The sequence below is a fragment of the Tunturiibacter lichenicola genome (assembly GCF_051013355.1).
GTDB classification, from domain to species: domain Bacteria; phylum Acidobacteriota; class Terriglobia; order Terriglobales; family Acidobacteriaceae; genus Edaphobacter; species Edaphobacter lichenicola_F.
Genome location: NZ_CP132944.1, coordinates 3,746,799 through 3,762,653, shown reverse-complemented (window position 1 = coordinate 3,762,653; position 15,855 = coordinate 3,746,799). Strand labels below are relative to the sequence as shown.

The following is a 15,855-nucleotide window of genomic DNA, read 5'->3' as shown; positions in this document are numbered from 1 at the left end:
AACCTACCGCCCGAAGTGAGCCGCATTCTTCGTCTGATACTCCGCCCACTTCTCCGGCAGGTCGTCACCGGCATAGATCGCCGAAACCGGACAAACCGGCACACACGCGCCGCAGTCGATGCACTCGACCGGATCGATAAACAACTGCACGGCATCGCTATACCCGTTCTCATCCTTCTTCGGATGGATACAATCCACCGGGCAGGCATCTACGCAAGCCGAATCCTTCGTCCCGATGCACGGTTCCGCAATCACATAAGCCATCTCAAAAATCTCCCTTATACATCTAAAGTCGCTGCGCAAAATTGAGCACGTACTTCGATTCTAGCAGCACAACCGCTCTCAACCGCAACTCCTCACCCACTGCAAATACGACCCATTCAGGCCTTATTCCACGCATTTCAGCCAATCTGCTCTCTTATGCGCTCCGCCAGGTTCACGGGAAAGATCCTCTCCTGCGACTGCTCGATCTCCCTCTCGCTCCACCACCGAATCTCTTTCATGATCTCCTTTTCATCGGCCGTAACTCCCATCAGTTGAGGAGCATCACGCGCACACTTCGCCTTGAAGAGAAAATCAACATTGTCCTGCATCTCGCCCTGATGCAAAAACTGGTTGCTGTCGCAATAGACCGGCCCGGTCACCATCAACTCCAGCCCAAGCTCCTCCTTCACCTCACGCGCGGCAGCCTCAACCTCTGTCTCGTCAACTTCGATCTCCCCACCCGGCAAAGCCCAAAAAACAAACTCACCATCGTCTCGCGGCACCACAAAACGAATCAGCAAAATCGCGCCCGTCTCATCGAACAGCATCACCCGCGCCGTCCGCCTCTTCCGCACTCTACTTCGCCGCCAACCGTTTCGCCGCAAACTCCGCCGGCGTAGGAATCTCCCCCAGCCCCCGCCCAGCAAACATCTCCGTAAACAGGTGCACAATCTCCTTCTCAATCAATCCATTTGTAGCCAAAGTCTCACGGCTATCCAGCGTAAACTTCCCGCCGTCAAAGTGAGTCACCGTCCCGCCAGCCTCTTCGACCAACAAATATCCCGCCGAAGTATCCCACGGATTCAGATTGAACTCCCAGAACCCATCCAACCTCCCACAAGCCACATAAGCCATATCCAACGCCGCACTCCCCGCCCGCCTCACCCCATGCGACCGCAGTGTAATTTCGTTATAAAAATGCACATTCGGGTTCTCATGCCGCTTCCTGCTCGGAAACCCCGTCGCCGTCAGCGACTCCTGCACCGTAGCAATCTTCGACACCGCGATCTTCGTCTGATTCAGCCACGCACCCTTCCCTCGCTCCACCGAAAACATCTCATCCCGCAGCGGATCGTAGATCACCCCGGCGACCATCTCTCCGTCCTGATCCGCAGCCAACCCAGGCGCGCGCTTCTCCAATCCCAACACCACGCAAAACGCCGGAAATCCATGTGCAAAGTTCGTCGTTCCATCTAGCGGATCGACATACCACCGATACTCGCTCTCCAACCCACTCCGCGTCCCCTCTTCGCCATACACCCCATGCGACGGAAACGCAGCCTTCAGCTTCTCCACAATCAACTTCTCACTCGCGCGATCGGCTTCCGTCACCAGATCGACGTCACCCTTATACTCAGTCGCCACACCCTTCGCATAGAACTCACGCAGCAACGCCCCAGCCTGCCGTGCAATCCCTTCGGCCACATGCGCAAAGTCGAACTTCTTCACCATCCCCATCCCAAACCTCCCCTTCAACACTCGTCCAATGCTATCGTTCCTTCAGAGTATCCTGCGACCACCAAGCCCGCTCGAAACTCCGCTCGTCAAACTCATCCTTTGAGGTCAGTCAATGCCTAAATTTCTGATCGAACGCGATATCCCCGGCGCTGGCAACTTCACACCCGAGCAACTCACCGCCATCTCCGAAAGCTCATGCCGCACCCTCCGAGGCATCGACACCGAAGTTCAGTGGCTCACCTCCTTCGTCACCTCCGACAAGATCTACTGCATCTACATCGCGCCCGACGAAGAGGTCATCCGCCGCCACGCCTTCGAGGGCGGCTTCCCCGCCAACGTAATCACCCAAATCCACTCCGTCGTCGATCGCAACTACGCCGACGCCTGATCTCATTTTTGCGATTGTGATTGATATGCTTTCAGTTGCATCAGTTGCGAGGCCTGCGAAGCTACTCCTAGTTGCTCACGCAGCGCATCCGACACTAACTCACGATCGTAGGGCTCCTGCGTGAATTCATGTTTCGCATCGCCAGAGTACTGCGTCCCAAACACTTGCTTTTGACCCACCTTCCAGAGATACCGATCCAGGGTAGCCGCAGCGATGAAGACGGCGGTCGCATCTCCCTTCGACACAGCCACAATCGCCAGGGTATGAGCCAGCAGATAATCGTTAGCAGTATCTGCGTGCTGGAACACAAACGCAGCCTCTTCGAAGTCTTTACCAGTGTGCAGCGAACCGATGGCCAGCAGCCTGCGTGTCTGCTCTTGGCGCTCTGCATCAGTCTTGTTCACCATCGCCCAATCGATATTCTCTACCGACCGAACGCGTTGATCCTCTTTATAGATCGCCTCCATCTCCGCGTTCGAGACATCGGAGTCGTGTGCGGTATAAAGCCGGTTGGGCTCCCAATCCAGCGCCACCGTCGCTCCAACTTTGACTCGTTCAAACACATCAGGCTCCTCTGCATCGTCCGCAGGAAGATCGTCAAACATCACCATTGCCCGAGCCCCATCCACCCGCATCACATATGCGTCCACGTCCTTCGGGTCGTTGGCGTTCTGAACGGTAAAGTGCAAAGCCCCATCAACCATCCGAAGGTGAGACACCTTGTCCTTCCGCACGCCCCCGCGGATATTTGCAAACCCATAACCGTTATTTGAAAACTTTGCCGGACGCTCCCAACTTCCGCTCATACTCTCGCCATCCTGCACCAAACGCAGCACGAATATGTTGCGCGCTCCTAACCGCCTCGCCCAAGTCCCGGCAAAATCTCTCATCTCAGCCGCATGAGCAACTGGCACCGTCAATAGTGCAATCAAACACCCAACCACACGTACAAGCACACTGTTCCTAATGCGCATCCGCGTAATACCCCTTCCGATACTGCAGTTGATACTTGCCTTGCAGCTCGGTATCCAACATCCGCACTTTAATCGACCGAAATGAAGTATCCGCCCCTCGGTTCGGCGCATAGTACCCCAACAAATACTGCGTCCTCAGATCGTCCGACACATGCGCAAACGCCGGCTCCAGATCCTTAGGATCCACAACGTAGTAGTACTTCCCCCCGGTATCGTTGGCCAACTGAATCAGAGCATGCTCCCCACCGGTATTCCGCCCCGCATCGGCATAGATCGGCACAATGATGATCGAGTACACCATCGCACCCGCCCTCTGCGCCTGTTCGAGCGCCTGCGTATACCGCGCCCCCTTCACCGTATCTCCACCGTCGGTAATCAGCACCACCACCCGCCGTCGCCCATTCGCCAACGACGTCCCATCCAGCTTCTGCGACGCCAGATAGATCGCGTCATACAACGCCGTCGCCGCTCCCGTATGAATCTCACTCAACCCGCTCTCAATCCGCTTCTTCTGATTTGTAAACGGCACAACCTCACGCACCACCTCAGAGAACTCCATCAAATCAAGCTCGTCCTGCTCCCTCAGCAGCGCATTCACGAAGTGCTTCGCCGCCTCCTTCTCCAGCCGTTCACTCGTCATCACGCTCTCGCTGGCATCGATCGCCAACACAATCGACAGCGGCGTCGACGACTCCTTCTCAAACACAGCAATCTTCTGCGGCTTCCCATCCTCCAGAATCTCAAAGTCATCCCGCCCCAACCCACCCACCGGCGAACCCTTCGCATCGACCACGTTCAACGCCACATTCACCAGCCGCGTCTCAACCTTGATCGTCGGCACCTGATCTTCGTTGCTCTGCGGAGCCTGTGCCCCAGCCTGCGGTGGTGGCCTCCTCACTATCGGCGCCTGCGAAAGCAACTCCCCATGCACCATCAACAATCCAGCCAGAGCCCCAACAAGCAACTTCACCGCACTCCCCCATCACGCACAACTCCGCTGACCTGCTGCCCCGCCGGCTCATCACCGGGTGCCCCATATCTCGATTCCGAAATGTGAGCCTCGTCCGAAGGACGACCACTCTCCTCCCCGCGCCCACCCACTAAACCGGCGGCTTGAGAAAATGGCTCCCCGTCCGCCGATTGCGCCTTAGCCTCAGCATCTTTCGCCAGACCAATCTCGCTCGGGAACGGCTCTCCATCCGCCCAAATTGCCCCATCCTCAAACTGCTCTTTCTTCCATATCGGCACCGTCGTCTTCAACGTATCAATCAGCCATCGACAAGCATCGAACGCCGCCCCGCGATGCGCCGAAGCCACCACAATCAGCACACTCGTCTCCCCCACATGCAGCCGTCCCAGCCGATGCACCAACGCCACATCCCGGACTCCGAACTTCTCCAGCGACTCCTCCGCAAGCGCCCGCATCTTCCCGAGCGCCATCTCCCGATAAGCCTCATAGTCGAGGTAAAGCGTCTTCCGCCCCCGCGTATTATCCCGAACAATCCCGTCGAAGACGCACACCGCTCCATCGGCGCCCGCCTTGCTCTCCAGCACAATCTCCTCCGCCGGAATCACATCATCTGTAATCTCAATCCGCATCGTTCCTAGCCCTCAATCCCGCCACTCACCGGCGGCAGCAGCGCCACTTCATCGCCATCGCGCAACGCAACCTCCGCCCGCGCATACTCCTGGTTCACCGCTACAGCGATCGAATCCCAGGCAAACCCCGGCACGCGCTCCTTGTAGACGTTCAAAACGCCCGCAACGGTAGCCGAATCTATTAGTTCAAGAAACTCCTGGTCGCCCCCCAGCCTCTCCCGCAGCACACCAAAGTACAGCACACGAACACGCATTCAAAGAGCATATCTGACGACCGTCCCAACAGCCATCGCACCAGATTTCGCAGCAATCACAGCTTTATTCGTTCGACAGCCACAAAAAAATAGGCTAAAATTGCCCATCCAATGAACCACTCCGAACTCTTCTGGCGAAATCTATCGCTGGCAGTTCGCCGTGCCACGCGAGACAAACGTGCTTTGAGCAATCTGCTCGGTGCCTTCGCTCTCCTGTCCTACATCGCCTATCTGCTCTGGACCTTCACCTACCTCGGCCTCTGGGGCACAATCTGCCTGATGGCAGTCGTCGCAGCGGCAATCGGTCTCGCCATCCTCATCAACAAAAAAAACGCGCGCGACAAAGAGAGCATCCTCTCCCTCTCCTCCCCATCAGCGCTCGAGATCAACGACCTCCGCGAGCATCGCATCCGCCTCGCAAACATCCTCCTCTGCAAAGCCGTCGTGGTCGCCCGCGCCGACAACGAAAATCTGCACCGCATGGGCAAAATCGATCCGCGCCGTCAAGGCGACTGTCGCCGCCGCACCCTCGATCTCGCCCGCCGCCCCGAGCTCTGGCAGACACTCTCCACCGAAGAGCGCGACCTCCTCATGTCACCCGAAGGCACTTGGAAGTGGGACGCCGTCTGGCCAAGAATCATCCGCATCGAAGACGTCAGAGTCCTTCGTTGGATCCTCAAGATCGATCCCATCCTCACACCCTTCGAGTTCCTCAAACCCGACCTCAGCGCCGCGCTCGAAATCACCAGCAGACCGGAGCAGGTCGAAGGCAAAGCCTGCATGCAGCCGTGGGATCTACGCCCCGCGCAACAAGCCGCCGAGCAGATGTTAAACCGATGCGTAGCAGAGGGCATTCATCGCGGCTTTCTAACCATCGAAGACAAAGAGGCCCGCGCACAATACATCCACCTTGCGCGAACCCTCGGAGCAAATCAGAGTGAAGACTTACTGATCGGCTCCACAATCGTCGCCGAAACCAACCGGCAGCACATCGAATGGATCACACAAGCCGCACTCCGTCGAACCAACCTGCTAAGCGCAGTAATCAAATATTTGAACTCTGCTCCCGGCGAAGATCTGCAACTCGATTAACTCAATCGGCGCCAGCACCTTCCCCCTTTTTGTCGCAATCTAATACTTGAATCGATACTTCACTTCGCCATAAATCTGGCGCGGATCATTGAAGTGGAACCCGCCAAACGTAAGGCTGTTATCGAGCAGCACGCGATAGTTCGCCAAGTTAGTCGCGGTCACAGAGGCCGTCAGCTTTTCACCAAAGCTCTTGCCAACCGAAAGATCGACGCTCGTATGCTGCGGCAGATAGGCATTCGGGTAAGGCGTCGCGGGATCAGGATTACCATTCGTAAACCCAGAACCGTAGTAGACATTGGTGGATGCAGTCACTTGCCACGGTAGTGTCGCATTGAAACCCACATTCAAAGTATTGCGCTGATCGTGGTCGACAGGCGTGTAGCCGGGGTCAACATCACACTCAGGCGAAGTAATCGGCACGCAGATCAGGCCACCAGTAATCGCTCCCCTCTGCTCCGCGATTTGGTTCGAGTAAGCAAGATGCGCCTGCCCAAAGTGCCACAGACGCGGCGAGCGAAGACTAAGCTCCCACGCACGAATCAGCGCACCATCGACCGTCACCGGAAAATAGATGCTGGAGTTGCCGACGTTCGAGTGGTCAAGAAAGTTATTAACCCGAGTCTTGAACGTATCGACGTCGAGCACCCAGCCGCGAAGCGGAATCTGAACTCCGAACTGGTGCTCTTCATCACGCTCTCCGTGAAGCGGAGCAAAGTCGGTGTTGTTGTCATTTGCAAACTGCACAATCGGCCCCGCCGCAGTCAGCAGCGGAGGAGGCTGATAATAACGCCCATAAAACGCACGAAACACCCAGTTCAACTTCGGAACGCGGACCGCGACGCCGAACCGTGGGTCAGTTGCATTCTCACTAAACTCGCCCTGGAAGCGCGTCTCGCGCAAACCCGCGATAAGTGTAAGCCACGAAGTGGCTTTGAAGTTGTCGGAGATGTACTCCTCGATCACACCACCGCTCGCCGAGTCGGGCTTAGTGAAGTTCGCATTGCCACTGTCGTCGTTGAAGATCGCGCCAAAGAGATAGTTATCGTGTTGGCCGAAGGAGTACAGACCAGCCTGAATCGTATTACGCGCAATCGCAGTCGTGATGGAAGCTTGCGCGCCACCATAGGTCGAAGAGCGATCCGCAGTAGTAGCTACAGGTGTGTCGTTAGGGTTCGACTCATAGTTGGCCTTGTTGTAGTGGTAGAATGGCGACACCTGTAGCACAGTAGATGGATTGAAAGTACGGAGCCACGTGAAGGCCACAATCGCATCGCTCTCATGCTGGCCATCACGTAACCCACTCGAATCGAACTGCTGATTCCCGAAGCTGTTCGGATCCGGATCATACGGAATCTGAAAATAATCGTTGCGCAGTTGAGTCATCAGCCGAAACTGATCCTTCGCGCTTCCGTTGTAGATCAAGGACGCAAACCCACCATAGCCGTTCGTAGCGTCATGAAGAACCTCACCGACCGGCGGTGCAAGTCCATAGTCGCTGCGATTCCCATTCAGGCTGGCGTAGTAGGCGAACTTCTCCGTATGGTCCCCAAAGTTAAGCTGATCGTCAGTCTGGAAAAAATTACCAGCCGTGACGATAAGCTCAGCCTGGCGATTCCGCTCGAACCCAGTACGAGGCACAACATTGAACACCCCATACGTACGGTCGCCGATATCAGACGTATAGCTGCCACGCTGAATCTCGATGTAGTCGATATCCTTTGGGCTGATCTGTGCAGCCAGATTGCTCGCGATATTTGTATTGGGCACTTCCACGCCATCAATCAGCCAACTCACCTGGTGTCCCCCGCGCATATGCAGCATGTCGTGGGTGATATAGGCGCCGGGAGTGTAGTCGGTAATCATCGAAAGCGAGTTGGTGCGGTCTGAACCAGGCGTCAGGGCAATCGTCTCGCGATCGACCAGCGTAGTAGGAGTGACAGTATTGACGTTGGCCGTATAAGCGGGATTCTCCACCGAGACAGACTGTTGCACCGTGCCAACCTGCAGCTCAAAGTGCAACGCAGGCGCTGTGTCCGAAGCCAGCGTAAGAGTCTCTTTCCTGCTCGCGAAGCCAGACTGCGAGACGGTAATAACGTAATCCCCCAGCGGGATCGAGGAAAGCGTGAAAGATCCGTCCTGATTGGTGACGGTACTTTGCGTGTAGGCAGAGGTAGAAGCCTGCAGCACGACGCGAGCGCCGGCGATAGGACGATGTTGCGGGTCGTGAACGACTCCGTGAAGCTGGCCGAAGATAGTGGCATAGGCCGCAGTGGTACCCAGAAGAAGGGACCAGAGACAAAGTAGTACAAGCTTGCGCATGGTTTCCTCGTCAGAGAGCTGACAGGGCTGGAACTTCAATAGAAGGAAGGCGTACGACCCATCTCGCTTCAGAAGTCGGAGAAGAGTCGAATGCCGTTCGGCTAGAGAAGATCTACGGGAGGACCACGCTTTTGACGGGAACGATCGAGAGCCACGCGGGCGCGGGCCTCGGTCTGTGTTCGAGCGGAGGGGTGGTTTACGATCTCTGCGAAGATGAGCGATGCCGCATGGAACGACAGGTCACCATGTTTGATCGGCGCAACCGCCGCCGGAAACGCCGGGCACCGCGGTGGAATAGCCGAGAGGCTCACTTCCGATCCAGTGGACTCTGCAGTCCGCATCTTCAGCATGCAGTGATGTGCGCCGCCGCGTCTGCAGCAGGCCGGCAGATTCGCATCGGATCCACCCGTAAGGGCCAGGACGGGCGAAATCAGCGGGAAGCTGAAGATGAAAAGCAACACGATGCTGAGAAGACGTCGCACCCCGCTATTGTAGCGAAGCTTTGTCACAAATTTGTCACAGCGATCGTGCAACAAGATACGCGCAGCTAAACCTCAGCAAATTGAACTGCCGTAAAACCGCAGAACGTTCAGCGCATCTGCCCAACTCACTCTGCAAACAACGTCGCTTCAGGATGCGATTCCCTGGGGTACCAAACCCTCTCGCCGTCCACCCGCGCAAACTCCGTCATCTCATGCACCCGTCGCGAACTCCCACCACCCGCCGTCACAAAGATATCTTCCACCACCTCACCCCTCGCCAGCGCCGCATCACCAATCAGCGACCGGTGACACCGCCACGGCACCGCCTCCGCACACATCACCACCGTCGCATCCAGCTCCGGCAACCCCATCAACCAGTCGACCTCTGCACTAAACTCCGGCGTCTGCATGTAATCCGCATACCCTCGAAAGCTCTCATTCCTCCATCCGGTATTCACGCTGTCCTTCCGAGCTGCCCTGCGCCCGCCCAACCCCACCCGCCACACCGGACGTATCCCCGCACTCACCACCGAAGCAAACAACCGCTCCTGCCCAAACTGCGGATACCTCTTCGATCCCGGATATCGCCTCACATCGACCAAAGTCGAGCACTCGTTCTCCCGAAGCGCCCGCACAAACGCCTCAATCTCCAGAGTCGAGTGCCCAATCGTCATCATCGCCGTCACCAGCCAAAAATAAAGTTCAAAAACGTGTCACTTTTTTAGACGCTCAAAAAGTGGTCTGCAATGCACCAGATCTACCATGCAATTCACCACGTTTTCGCCACCAAAACACCACACAAAAACACCGCTTTTCTGCAAAACCCCCAGTAAAATCGCCACTCCACCACGCCAGAAAAAAACGAAAAAAGAAAGAAAAAAGGCGGCCCGGCAACCGCCGAACCGCCCTATTTTTATCTCGCCGACAGCAGGTCTTACACAGTCGCGTGAAGTACCTCTTCACGAACCACTTCATCCTGCGCCTTCTCCCGCTGCGTCTTCGGAAGAGCAACCGACAGCACATCCTCAATCCGGGTAGCGTAATGAATCGTCACGCCCGCCGTCTGATCCGGCGTTAAGTCCTCATCCACCTGCTGTTTGCAGTCCGTCGGCAGAATCACATCCCGCACGCCGGCCCGCTTCGCCGCAAGGAACTTCTCCTTGATTCCGCCAACCGGCAACACATTGCCGCTCAACGTTATCTCACCCGTCATCGCCGTCAGCGGATGCACAGGAGTGTCCGTCAACAGACTCACCAACGCAGTCGCCATCGTCACACCAGCCGATGGACCATCCTTCGGAATCGCACCTGCAGGCACATGAATATGCAGGTCCGTATCCTTGGTAAAGTCCTCATCGAGCCCTAACGACGCGGCATTCGAGCGCACCCAGGTCAACGCCGCCTGCATGCTCTCCTTCATCACATCACCGATCTGACCAGTGATCGTGAAGCCGCCCTTACCCTTCATCCGGTTCGCTTCGATGAACAACACATCGCCGCCCGCCGGTGTCCACGCAAGTCCGACAGCAACGCCGGCTCGCTTGGTTCGCTCAGCAATCTCTGTATCCACGCGCACCTTGATGCCACCAAGGAACTCATGGACGATCTCCGGAGTAATCACAACCTTCTCCGTTGCGCCCTCCGCAATCTTGCGCGCAACCTTGCGGCACACCGTTCCAATCTGCTGCTCGAGCTTACGAACACCCGCCTCCCGCGTGTAGTGTCGCGCAATCAGATGCACGCTCTCCTTCGGAAACTCGATGTTCGCTTCCGTTATCCCGTTCTCTTTGATCTGCCGCGGAATAAGGTATTTGATGGCGATGTTCACCTTCTCCTCTTCCGTGTAACCAGTCAGTTCAATGATCTCCATACGATCGAGCAGTGGCCCGGGAATCGTGTCCAACTGGTTCGCCGTGCAGATAAACAGCACTTTGCTCAAATCAAACGGCTGATCGAGATAGTTGTCGCGGAACGTATTGTTCTGCTCCGGATCCAGCGTCTCAAGCAACGCGCTCGCAGGATCTCCTCTAAAGTCGCGTCCCAGCTTATCGATCTCATCGAGCATGAACACAGGGTCCTTCACTTCGACCCGCTTCAGGTGCTGAATAATCTGACCCGGCAGCGCGCCAATATAAGTCCGCCGATGTCCACGAATCTCCGCCTCATCATGCATACCGCCCAGCGAGATCCTCGAGAACTTACGATCCAGCGCCTTTGCAATCGAACGCCCCAGCGAAGTCTTACCCACGCCCGGAGGCCCAACGAAGCAAAGGATCGGCCCCTTCATATCCGGCTTCAAACGCCGTACCGAAAGGTAATCCAGAATGCGGTCTTTCACCTTCTTCAGCCCGTAATGATCCTCATCGAGGATTCCCTTAGCCTTCAGAATGTCTACCTCTCCCGAAGAGGTCTTCGACCACGGCAACACCGCCAGCCACTCCACGTAGTTTCTGGTCAACGAGTAGTCCGCAGCCGCAGGATTCATCCGGCTCAAACGCCCGAGCTCCTTCAGCGCGTCCTTCTTCGTCTCCTCCGGCATCCCTGCGTTTTCAATCTTCTCCTTCAGCTCAGCGATGTCCTTCTGGGTGTCGTCCTGATCGCCCAGCTCCTTCTGAATTGCCTTCAACTGCTCACGAAGGTAGTAGTCCCGTTGCGACGACTGCACCGAATCCTGCACCTCAGTCTGGATCTTGTTGCGCAACTGCTGCACCTCAAGCTCCTTCGCAAGATGCTTGTTGATGCGCTCCAGCCGAGCCGAAACATCCGGCGTCTCCAACAGCTCCTGCTTGTCGGTCGTCGTCAGAAATGGCAGCGACGACGCAATAAAGTCCGCCAGCCGCCCGGGCTCATCAATGTTGATCGCAATCGTCTGCAGATCATCGCTCAGAGTAGGAGACGACGTCACGATCTGCTGAAACTGGCTCACGACGTTGCGCTGCAGCGCCTCAGCCTCCGGCGTCTGCTGTGGCTCGACATCCGGAATTGCCTCATACTCTGCCGTCATAAACGGCGTCAGCTGCGCAAACTCACCCAGATGCACCCGCTCATTGCCCTCTGTAAAGACAAAAAGGCTTTGGTTCGGCATCTTGACGACCTTATGCACCGTCGCTCGCGTGCCGGTGGCAAACAGATCAGCCGCCACGGGCGAATCCTGCCGTGCATCCCGCTGCGCCACCACCAAAATGGTCTTCTCCTCGCCCAGCGACTGAATCAACTGGATCGAGCTCTCGCGCCCCACGGTCAGGGGCAGTACTGCATGAGGAAATAAAACAGTATCCCGCACCGGCAACACGGGAACAGGACGTTTCCCGGTCACTTCATCGCTGGACCCCTCGCTGGTTTTTGCTGCTGTCGGCTGAATTACACTTACAAAGTCGCTTGGCATTGAGTGTACCTCTATCAGATTATCCACTATTCGATGCAGCAAGTCTTCATCTGGTCGCAAATCCGGCTCCTCTTAGTCGAAAACGTGTTTCATCTTCCCCGTCATCGGCCATAAGCCCATATTCATCAGTGGAATATCGAATTGCAGCCTAAAAGCAACCTCGCTAAGCCGAAAACGCAGTAAGCCTAAGCAGGGCCCAATCCAAAGAAGCCCCCGGACCCGGCAGAAAAGGTCTCTTTCAGGCGGGGCGAACGCCAACAGTATTCGGCATCCTACGCCTCTATTTGCCCGAATGCTACCTACCAGCTCCAACATAATCCAGTTCTACGCAGCCTTATAACGCCCCAACACCTTCACCATCCGACAATGCTCATGCAAAGCAGCAAGAGTAGCGGCAGCCTTCGCGGCGGAATCAAACCGCACATCGACATAAAACACATACTCCCACGGACTACCAGGAACCGGCCGCGACTCAATCTTGGTCAAATCGACTCCAACCTCCGCCAGTCTTTGCAGCGCTCCCGCCAAGGTTCCCGGCCGGTGCTCGATAGCAAACGCCAAGGTCATCTTGTTTGCCTCCGCTGCAAGCGGCTCATCGAGGGCGTTACCCTCTCTTCGCACCAGATGAAATCGGGTGAAGTTTTCCGCATGATCCTCCACCCCACGGACAAGGATCTCCGCGCCATATTCTCTGGCCGCCAGTTCCGGAGCGACTCCGGCAGCATCTCGTAAACTCTCCTGCATCAGGTGCTTCACACTTCCAGCCGTATCGTAAAACGACACAACCTCAAGCTCAGGATGCGCCGCCAAAAATCGACGACACTGCGACAAAGCCACCGGATGCGACATCACTCGCCGCACGTGCTCCAGCTTCACTCCCGGCATCGCAATCAGGTTATGTCGAATCCGCATCAGGCTCTCTCGCTCGATCCGGACCGGCATCTCAAGCAGCAGATCATAGTGTTCCGCCACCGATCCATGCAGGCTGTTCTCGATCGGAAGAACCGCTCCATCGACTTCACCTGACACGACCTTCGCCAGCACCTGCCCGGATAACGCACAAGCGATGATCTCCACATCCTCATGGTTGCCCAGCATCTCGACAGTCGCCATATGGCTGTTTGAGCCAAGCTCACCTTGAATTGCTATCTTCAATCCGATACCCCGTCGATTTCTTTATGAATTCACATTTTATTCTTCGCCGCGGCAACCCGCCTGCGACGCCCCGCAACTTACCACATGAAGGGCCTGAGCTTCTGAATACCATTACTGCGAACCGGAGATGCTAAAACCGGCAATCGTCTAGGAGAACGAAATGCTTTGGACAATCACCATTATTCTTTTCATCCTCTGGGTCGTAGGACTCGTCAGCAGTTACACCCTCGGCGGATGGATTCACATCCTTCTTGTCCTTGCCATCATCGTGCTCATCTTCAACCTGATGTCTGGTAGACGAGCGCTTTAGCAGACCCTGTACCTCATAAGCAGCCCTCCCAATTCATCGAAGTAAGGAGCAAATCATGAACAGCGAAAAGATTGAAGGAAAATTCGACCAGGTAGCCGGAAAGATTAAACAGAGCGTAGGCGAAGCAGTTGGCAACCAAAAACTTGCTAACTCTGGCGTAGCCGATCAAGTCAAAGGTGCCGCTAAAGAAACCTGGGGTAATGCGAAAGACACCGCAGCCGTTGTCAACGACGACAGTCACAGTCGAGCTGTTGTTGAAGGTGACGACCTTAAACATCGCGCAGAAAATTCAGCTCACAACATGCGCGAAAAGATCGCTGATGCAGCTCAAAACGTCAAGAACTCAGTCAATGAGAAGTTAGACAACCTGAAGCGTGAACATCGCAGCTAATCGCACGATGCCTCACTAAAGGCCCGCAAACGCGGGCCTTTCTATCTCCTCATCAAAACATCCGCAGCGACAAATCCGAAGAACACGACTGAAATCACTCCGTTCAACGTGAAGAATGCCGCATTCATTCGCCTCAAATCCTTCGGCGAAATGATCGAGTGCTCATAGAGCAGCAGACTCGCGACAAGACCCAAGCCCACCATAGCAACCGCGCCCAGACCAAACAATTTCATCAACCAGCAAAGCAGCAGCAACATACCCAGGTGCATGCCACGCGCAATCCAGAACGCTGCTTTCAGCCCAAAAGCCTGGGGCACGCTGTTTAGTCCCGCCTGGCGATCATGCTCGAAGTCCTGGCACGCATACAACACATCAAATCCACCGACCCACAGCATCACCGCAGCCGTCAGAACTACGATTCTCGCGTCGAGTGATCCCCTCACCGCGATCCACGCAGCCGAAGGCGCAATTCCCAACGCCAGTCCCAGCACAATGTGCGACCACCGCGTCACCCGTTTCATGTAGCTGTACGCCAGAACCACCAGCAACGCTACAGGCGCCAACTCCAGAGTCAGCCGGTTCAACATCGCCGCACCCACTACAAAAAGAGCAATGGACACGACAACAAATCCGCCGACAAACCCCATACTCAAACTACCGGCAGGGAGAGCCCGCATCGCCGTCCTTGGATTTGCCGCATCCAACTGCGCGTCAGCCAACCGATTGAACGCCATCGCCGCAGACCGAGCCGCGACCATACATACGATGATCCAACCGAGTACCCGCAGCGTCGGCCACCCGCCCGCAGCCAGTACCGCTCCCGTCAACGCAAACGGCAACGCAAACACCGAGTGCTCCCACTTGATCATCTCCAGCGTTACAACCGTACTCTTCCAAAGTGATGCCATCTCTCTATCGTAAAAGAATTGAGCCGCGCCGACAGTGCCGACGCGGCTCAAACTGCCGAAACCGACCTATTTGTCTGATTTCTCTGGCGAACCGCCAGCCACTTCCAGGTTATTCACTACCTTGAATACTCCCGAAACTGTATTGGCCTTTATATTCGCTACATCTTTGTCGGCCTGCGAATCCACGACGCCCGACAGTGTCACATTCCCATTCACCACCGTGATTCGAATAGGCTTCGCGGGATCAATGGCGTATCTGTTTAGCTGAGTCGCACCGTAGATCGCTCGCGCCTCTGCCAACCGAATCCGTTCGTCCATCGGAGACGCCGGCGCGACCTCGATGTTGTCGATCACATCCTTCACTCCCATATAGTTCTCGACCAGACTGATCGCAGAGTCCTTATCCGTCGGCCCGTACGCCGTCCCACCTAACGTCACAACACCGTTTTCCACGCCAATCGTAAACGCATTAAAAGCCGTCGTCCCATAGCCCACGCGATCGTATGCCAGCTTCTCCGCTAGCTTGTCACGCAGCGTTGTATCGTCGACCGTCGGCCCCGCGACCTCAATCAGATTCTCAACGCCCTTCACATTCTTGCGATGATGCGTCCGGTCATCTGCATCCACCTTTGCGCTATACAGGTCAACCGTTCCCGACAACGTCACAACGCCGCTCTGCACCGAACTTTTAACATCTTTGAATCTCTTGTTATCCAGCGCCTTCATTACCTCCGCCTGAATCTGCGCATCGTTTGGCCCATTGGCAACGTTCGCGGCAGCGGTCTGGGCGACTCCACTCGCGACTCCACCCATCATCAACACGCCGGCAAACCCCATCAAAACCTTACGTCCAACATACTTCGTCCAACTCATTGT

Annotated in this window: 18 protein-coding genes; 4 read left to right on the top strand and 14 right to left on the bottom strand. The window is 56.1% G+C overall.

Going from position 1 to position 15,855, the window contains the following annotated elements:
• Positions 1–3: 3 nt before the first annotated feature.
• From RBB82_RS15835 to RBB82_RS15825, 3 genes are all read right to left on the bottom strand, one after another.
• Positions 4–264, bottom strand: coding sequence for a 4Fe-4S dicluster domain-containing protein (locus RBB82_RS15835; protein ID WP_158943206.1), 261 nt, complete (start codon positions 262–264; stop codon positions 4–6).
• Between the two features lie 137 nt (positions 265–401).
• Positions 402–839: an NUDIX domain-containing protein gene (locus RBB82_RS15830; protein WP_433971717.1), complete on the bottom strand. Its 438-nt coding sequence runs from the start codon at positions 837–839 to the stop codon at positions 402–404.
• A 1-nt stretch (position 840) separates the two neighbouring features.
• Positions 841–1,722: an inositol monophosphatase family protein gene (locus RBB82_RS15825; RefSeq protein WP_433971716.1), complete on the bottom strand. Its 882-nt coding sequence runs from the start codon at positions 1,720–1,722 to the stop codon at positions 841–843.
• A gap of 112 nt (positions 1,723–1,834) precedes the next feature.
• Here RBB82_RS15825 and RBB82_RS15820 point away from each other — a divergent pair, with 112 nt between their 5' ends.
• Positions 1,835–2,110, top strand: a complete 276-nt coding sequence (locus RBB82_RS15820; RefSeq protein ID WP_433971715.1) for a DUF4242 domain-containing protein — start codon at positions 1,835–1,837, stop codon at positions 2,108–2,110.
• Between the two features lie 2 nt (positions 2,111–2,112).
• Here the strand turns inward: RBB82_RS15820 and RBB82_RS15815 are convergent, their stop codons facing one another.
• The 4 genes from RBB82_RS15815 to moaD form a co-directional block, all read right to left on the bottom strand.
• Positions 2,113–3,000: a hypothetical protein gene (locus tag RBB82_RS15815; RefSeq protein WP_433971714.1), complete on the bottom strand. Its 888-nt coding sequence runs from the start codon at positions 2,998–3,000 to the stop codon at positions 2,113–2,115.
• Between the two features lie 73 nt (positions 3,001–3,073).
• Positions 3,074–4,054: a VWA domain-containing protein gene (locus tag RBB82_RS15810; protein WP_433971713.1), complete on the bottom strand. Its 981-nt coding sequence runs from the start codon at positions 4,052–4,054 to the stop codon at positions 3,074–3,076.
• On the bottom strand, positions 4,051–4,683 hold the full coding sequence (locus RBB82_RS15805) for a molybdenum cofactor biosynthesis protein MoaE (protein WP_433971712.1): 633 nt from the start codon (positions 4,681–4,683) through the stop codon (positions 4,051–4,053). The genes RBB82_RS15810 and RBB82_RS15805 overlap by 4 nt, the downstream gene beginning before the upstream one ends.
• 5 nt (positions 4,684–4,688) lie before the next feature.
• Positions 4,689–4,937 (bottom strand): molybdopterin converting factor subunit 1, encoded by a 249-nt coding sequence (moaD, locus tag RBB82_RS15800; RefSeq protein ID WP_433971711.1) that lies wholly within the window; start codon positions 4,935–4,937, stop codon positions 4,689–4,691.
• A gap of 111 nt (positions 4,938–5,048) precedes the next feature.
• Between moaD and RBB82_RS15795 the strand changes: the two genes are divergently transcribed.
• On the top strand, positions 5,049–6,029 hold the full coding sequence (locus RBB82_RS15795; RefSeq protein ID WP_433971710.1) for a hypothetical protein: 981 nt from the start codon (positions 5,049–5,051) through the stop codon (positions 6,027–6,029).
• 39 nt (positions 6,030–6,068) lie between these two features.
• On the opposite strand, the gene RBB82_RS15790 is transcribed toward RBB82_RS15795, so the two are convergent.
• The 5 genes from RBB82_RS15790 to pheA all read right to left on the bottom strand — a co-directional run bounded on the left by RBB82_RS15790 (position 6,069) and on the right by pheA (position 13,370).
• A complete protein-coding gene (locus tag RBB82_RS15790; protein WP_433971709.1) occupies positions 6,069–8,348 on the bottom strand; it encodes a TonB-dependent receptor in 2,280 nt (759 codons plus the stop codon).
• 101 nt (positions 8,349–8,449) lie between these two features.
• Positions 8,450–8,857 carry a hypothetical protein gene (locus RBB82_RS15785; protein WP_433971708.1) on the bottom strand — a complete coding sequence of 136 codons (408 nt, stop codon included), beginning with the start codon at positions 8,855–8,857 and terminating at the stop codon, positions 8,450–8,452.
• Between the two features lie 98 nt (positions 8,858–8,955).
• Positions 8,956–9,507, bottom strand: a complete 552-nt coding sequence (locus tag RBB82_RS15780; protein WP_433971707.1) for a DUF488 domain-containing protein — start codon at positions 9,505–9,507, stop codon at positions 8,956–8,958.
• Positions 9,508–9,764: 257 nt separating this feature from the next.
• Positions 9,765–12,215, bottom strand: a complete 2,451-nt coding sequence (gene lon, locus RBB82_RS15775) for an endopeptidase La (RefSeq protein ID WP_433971706.1) — start codon at positions 12,213–12,215, stop codon at positions 9,765–9,767.
• A gap of 324 nt (positions 12,216–12,539) precedes the next feature.
• Positions 12,540–13,370 (bottom strand): prephenate dehydratase, encoded by an 831-nt coding sequence (pheA, locus tag RBB82_RS15770; RefSeq protein WP_433971705.1) that lies wholly within the window; start codon positions 13,368–13,370, stop codon positions 12,540–12,542.
• Between the two features lie 160 nt (positions 13,371–13,530).
• Between pheA and RBB82_RS15765 the strand changes: the two genes are divergently transcribed.
• Positions 13,531–13,680: a lmo0937 family membrane protein gene (locus tag RBB82_RS15765; RefSeq protein ID WP_183978096.1), complete on the top strand. Its 150-nt coding sequence runs from the start codon at positions 13,531–13,533 to the stop codon at positions 13,678–13,680.
• 55 nt (positions 13,681–13,735) lie between these two features.
• Positions 13,736–14,071 carry a CsbD family protein gene (locus tag RBB82_RS15760; RefSeq protein ID WP_433971704.1) on the top strand — a complete coding sequence of 112 codons (336 nt, stop codon included), beginning with the start codon at positions 13,736–13,738 and terminating at the stop codon, positions 14,069–14,071.
• A 41-nt stretch (positions 14,072–14,112) separates the two neighbouring features.
• Here RBB82_RS15760 and RBB82_RS15755 read toward each other — a convergent pair whose 3' ends face one another.
• The gene (locus RBB82_RS15755; protein ID WP_433971703.1) at positions 14,113–14,979 is read right to left on the bottom strand and encodes a UbiA-like polyprenyltransferase; all 867 of its coding nucleotides are present in this window, start codon (positions 14,977–14,979) and stop codon (positions 14,113–14,115) included.
• Positions 14,980–15,045: 66 nt separating this feature from the next.
• Positions 15,046–15,852 (bottom strand): BON domain-containing protein, encoded by an 807-nt coding sequence (locus RBB82_RS15750; protein WP_433971702.1) that lies wholly within the window; start codon positions 15,850–15,852, stop codon positions 15,046–15,048.
• Positions 15,853–15,855: the final 3 nt, after the last annotated feature.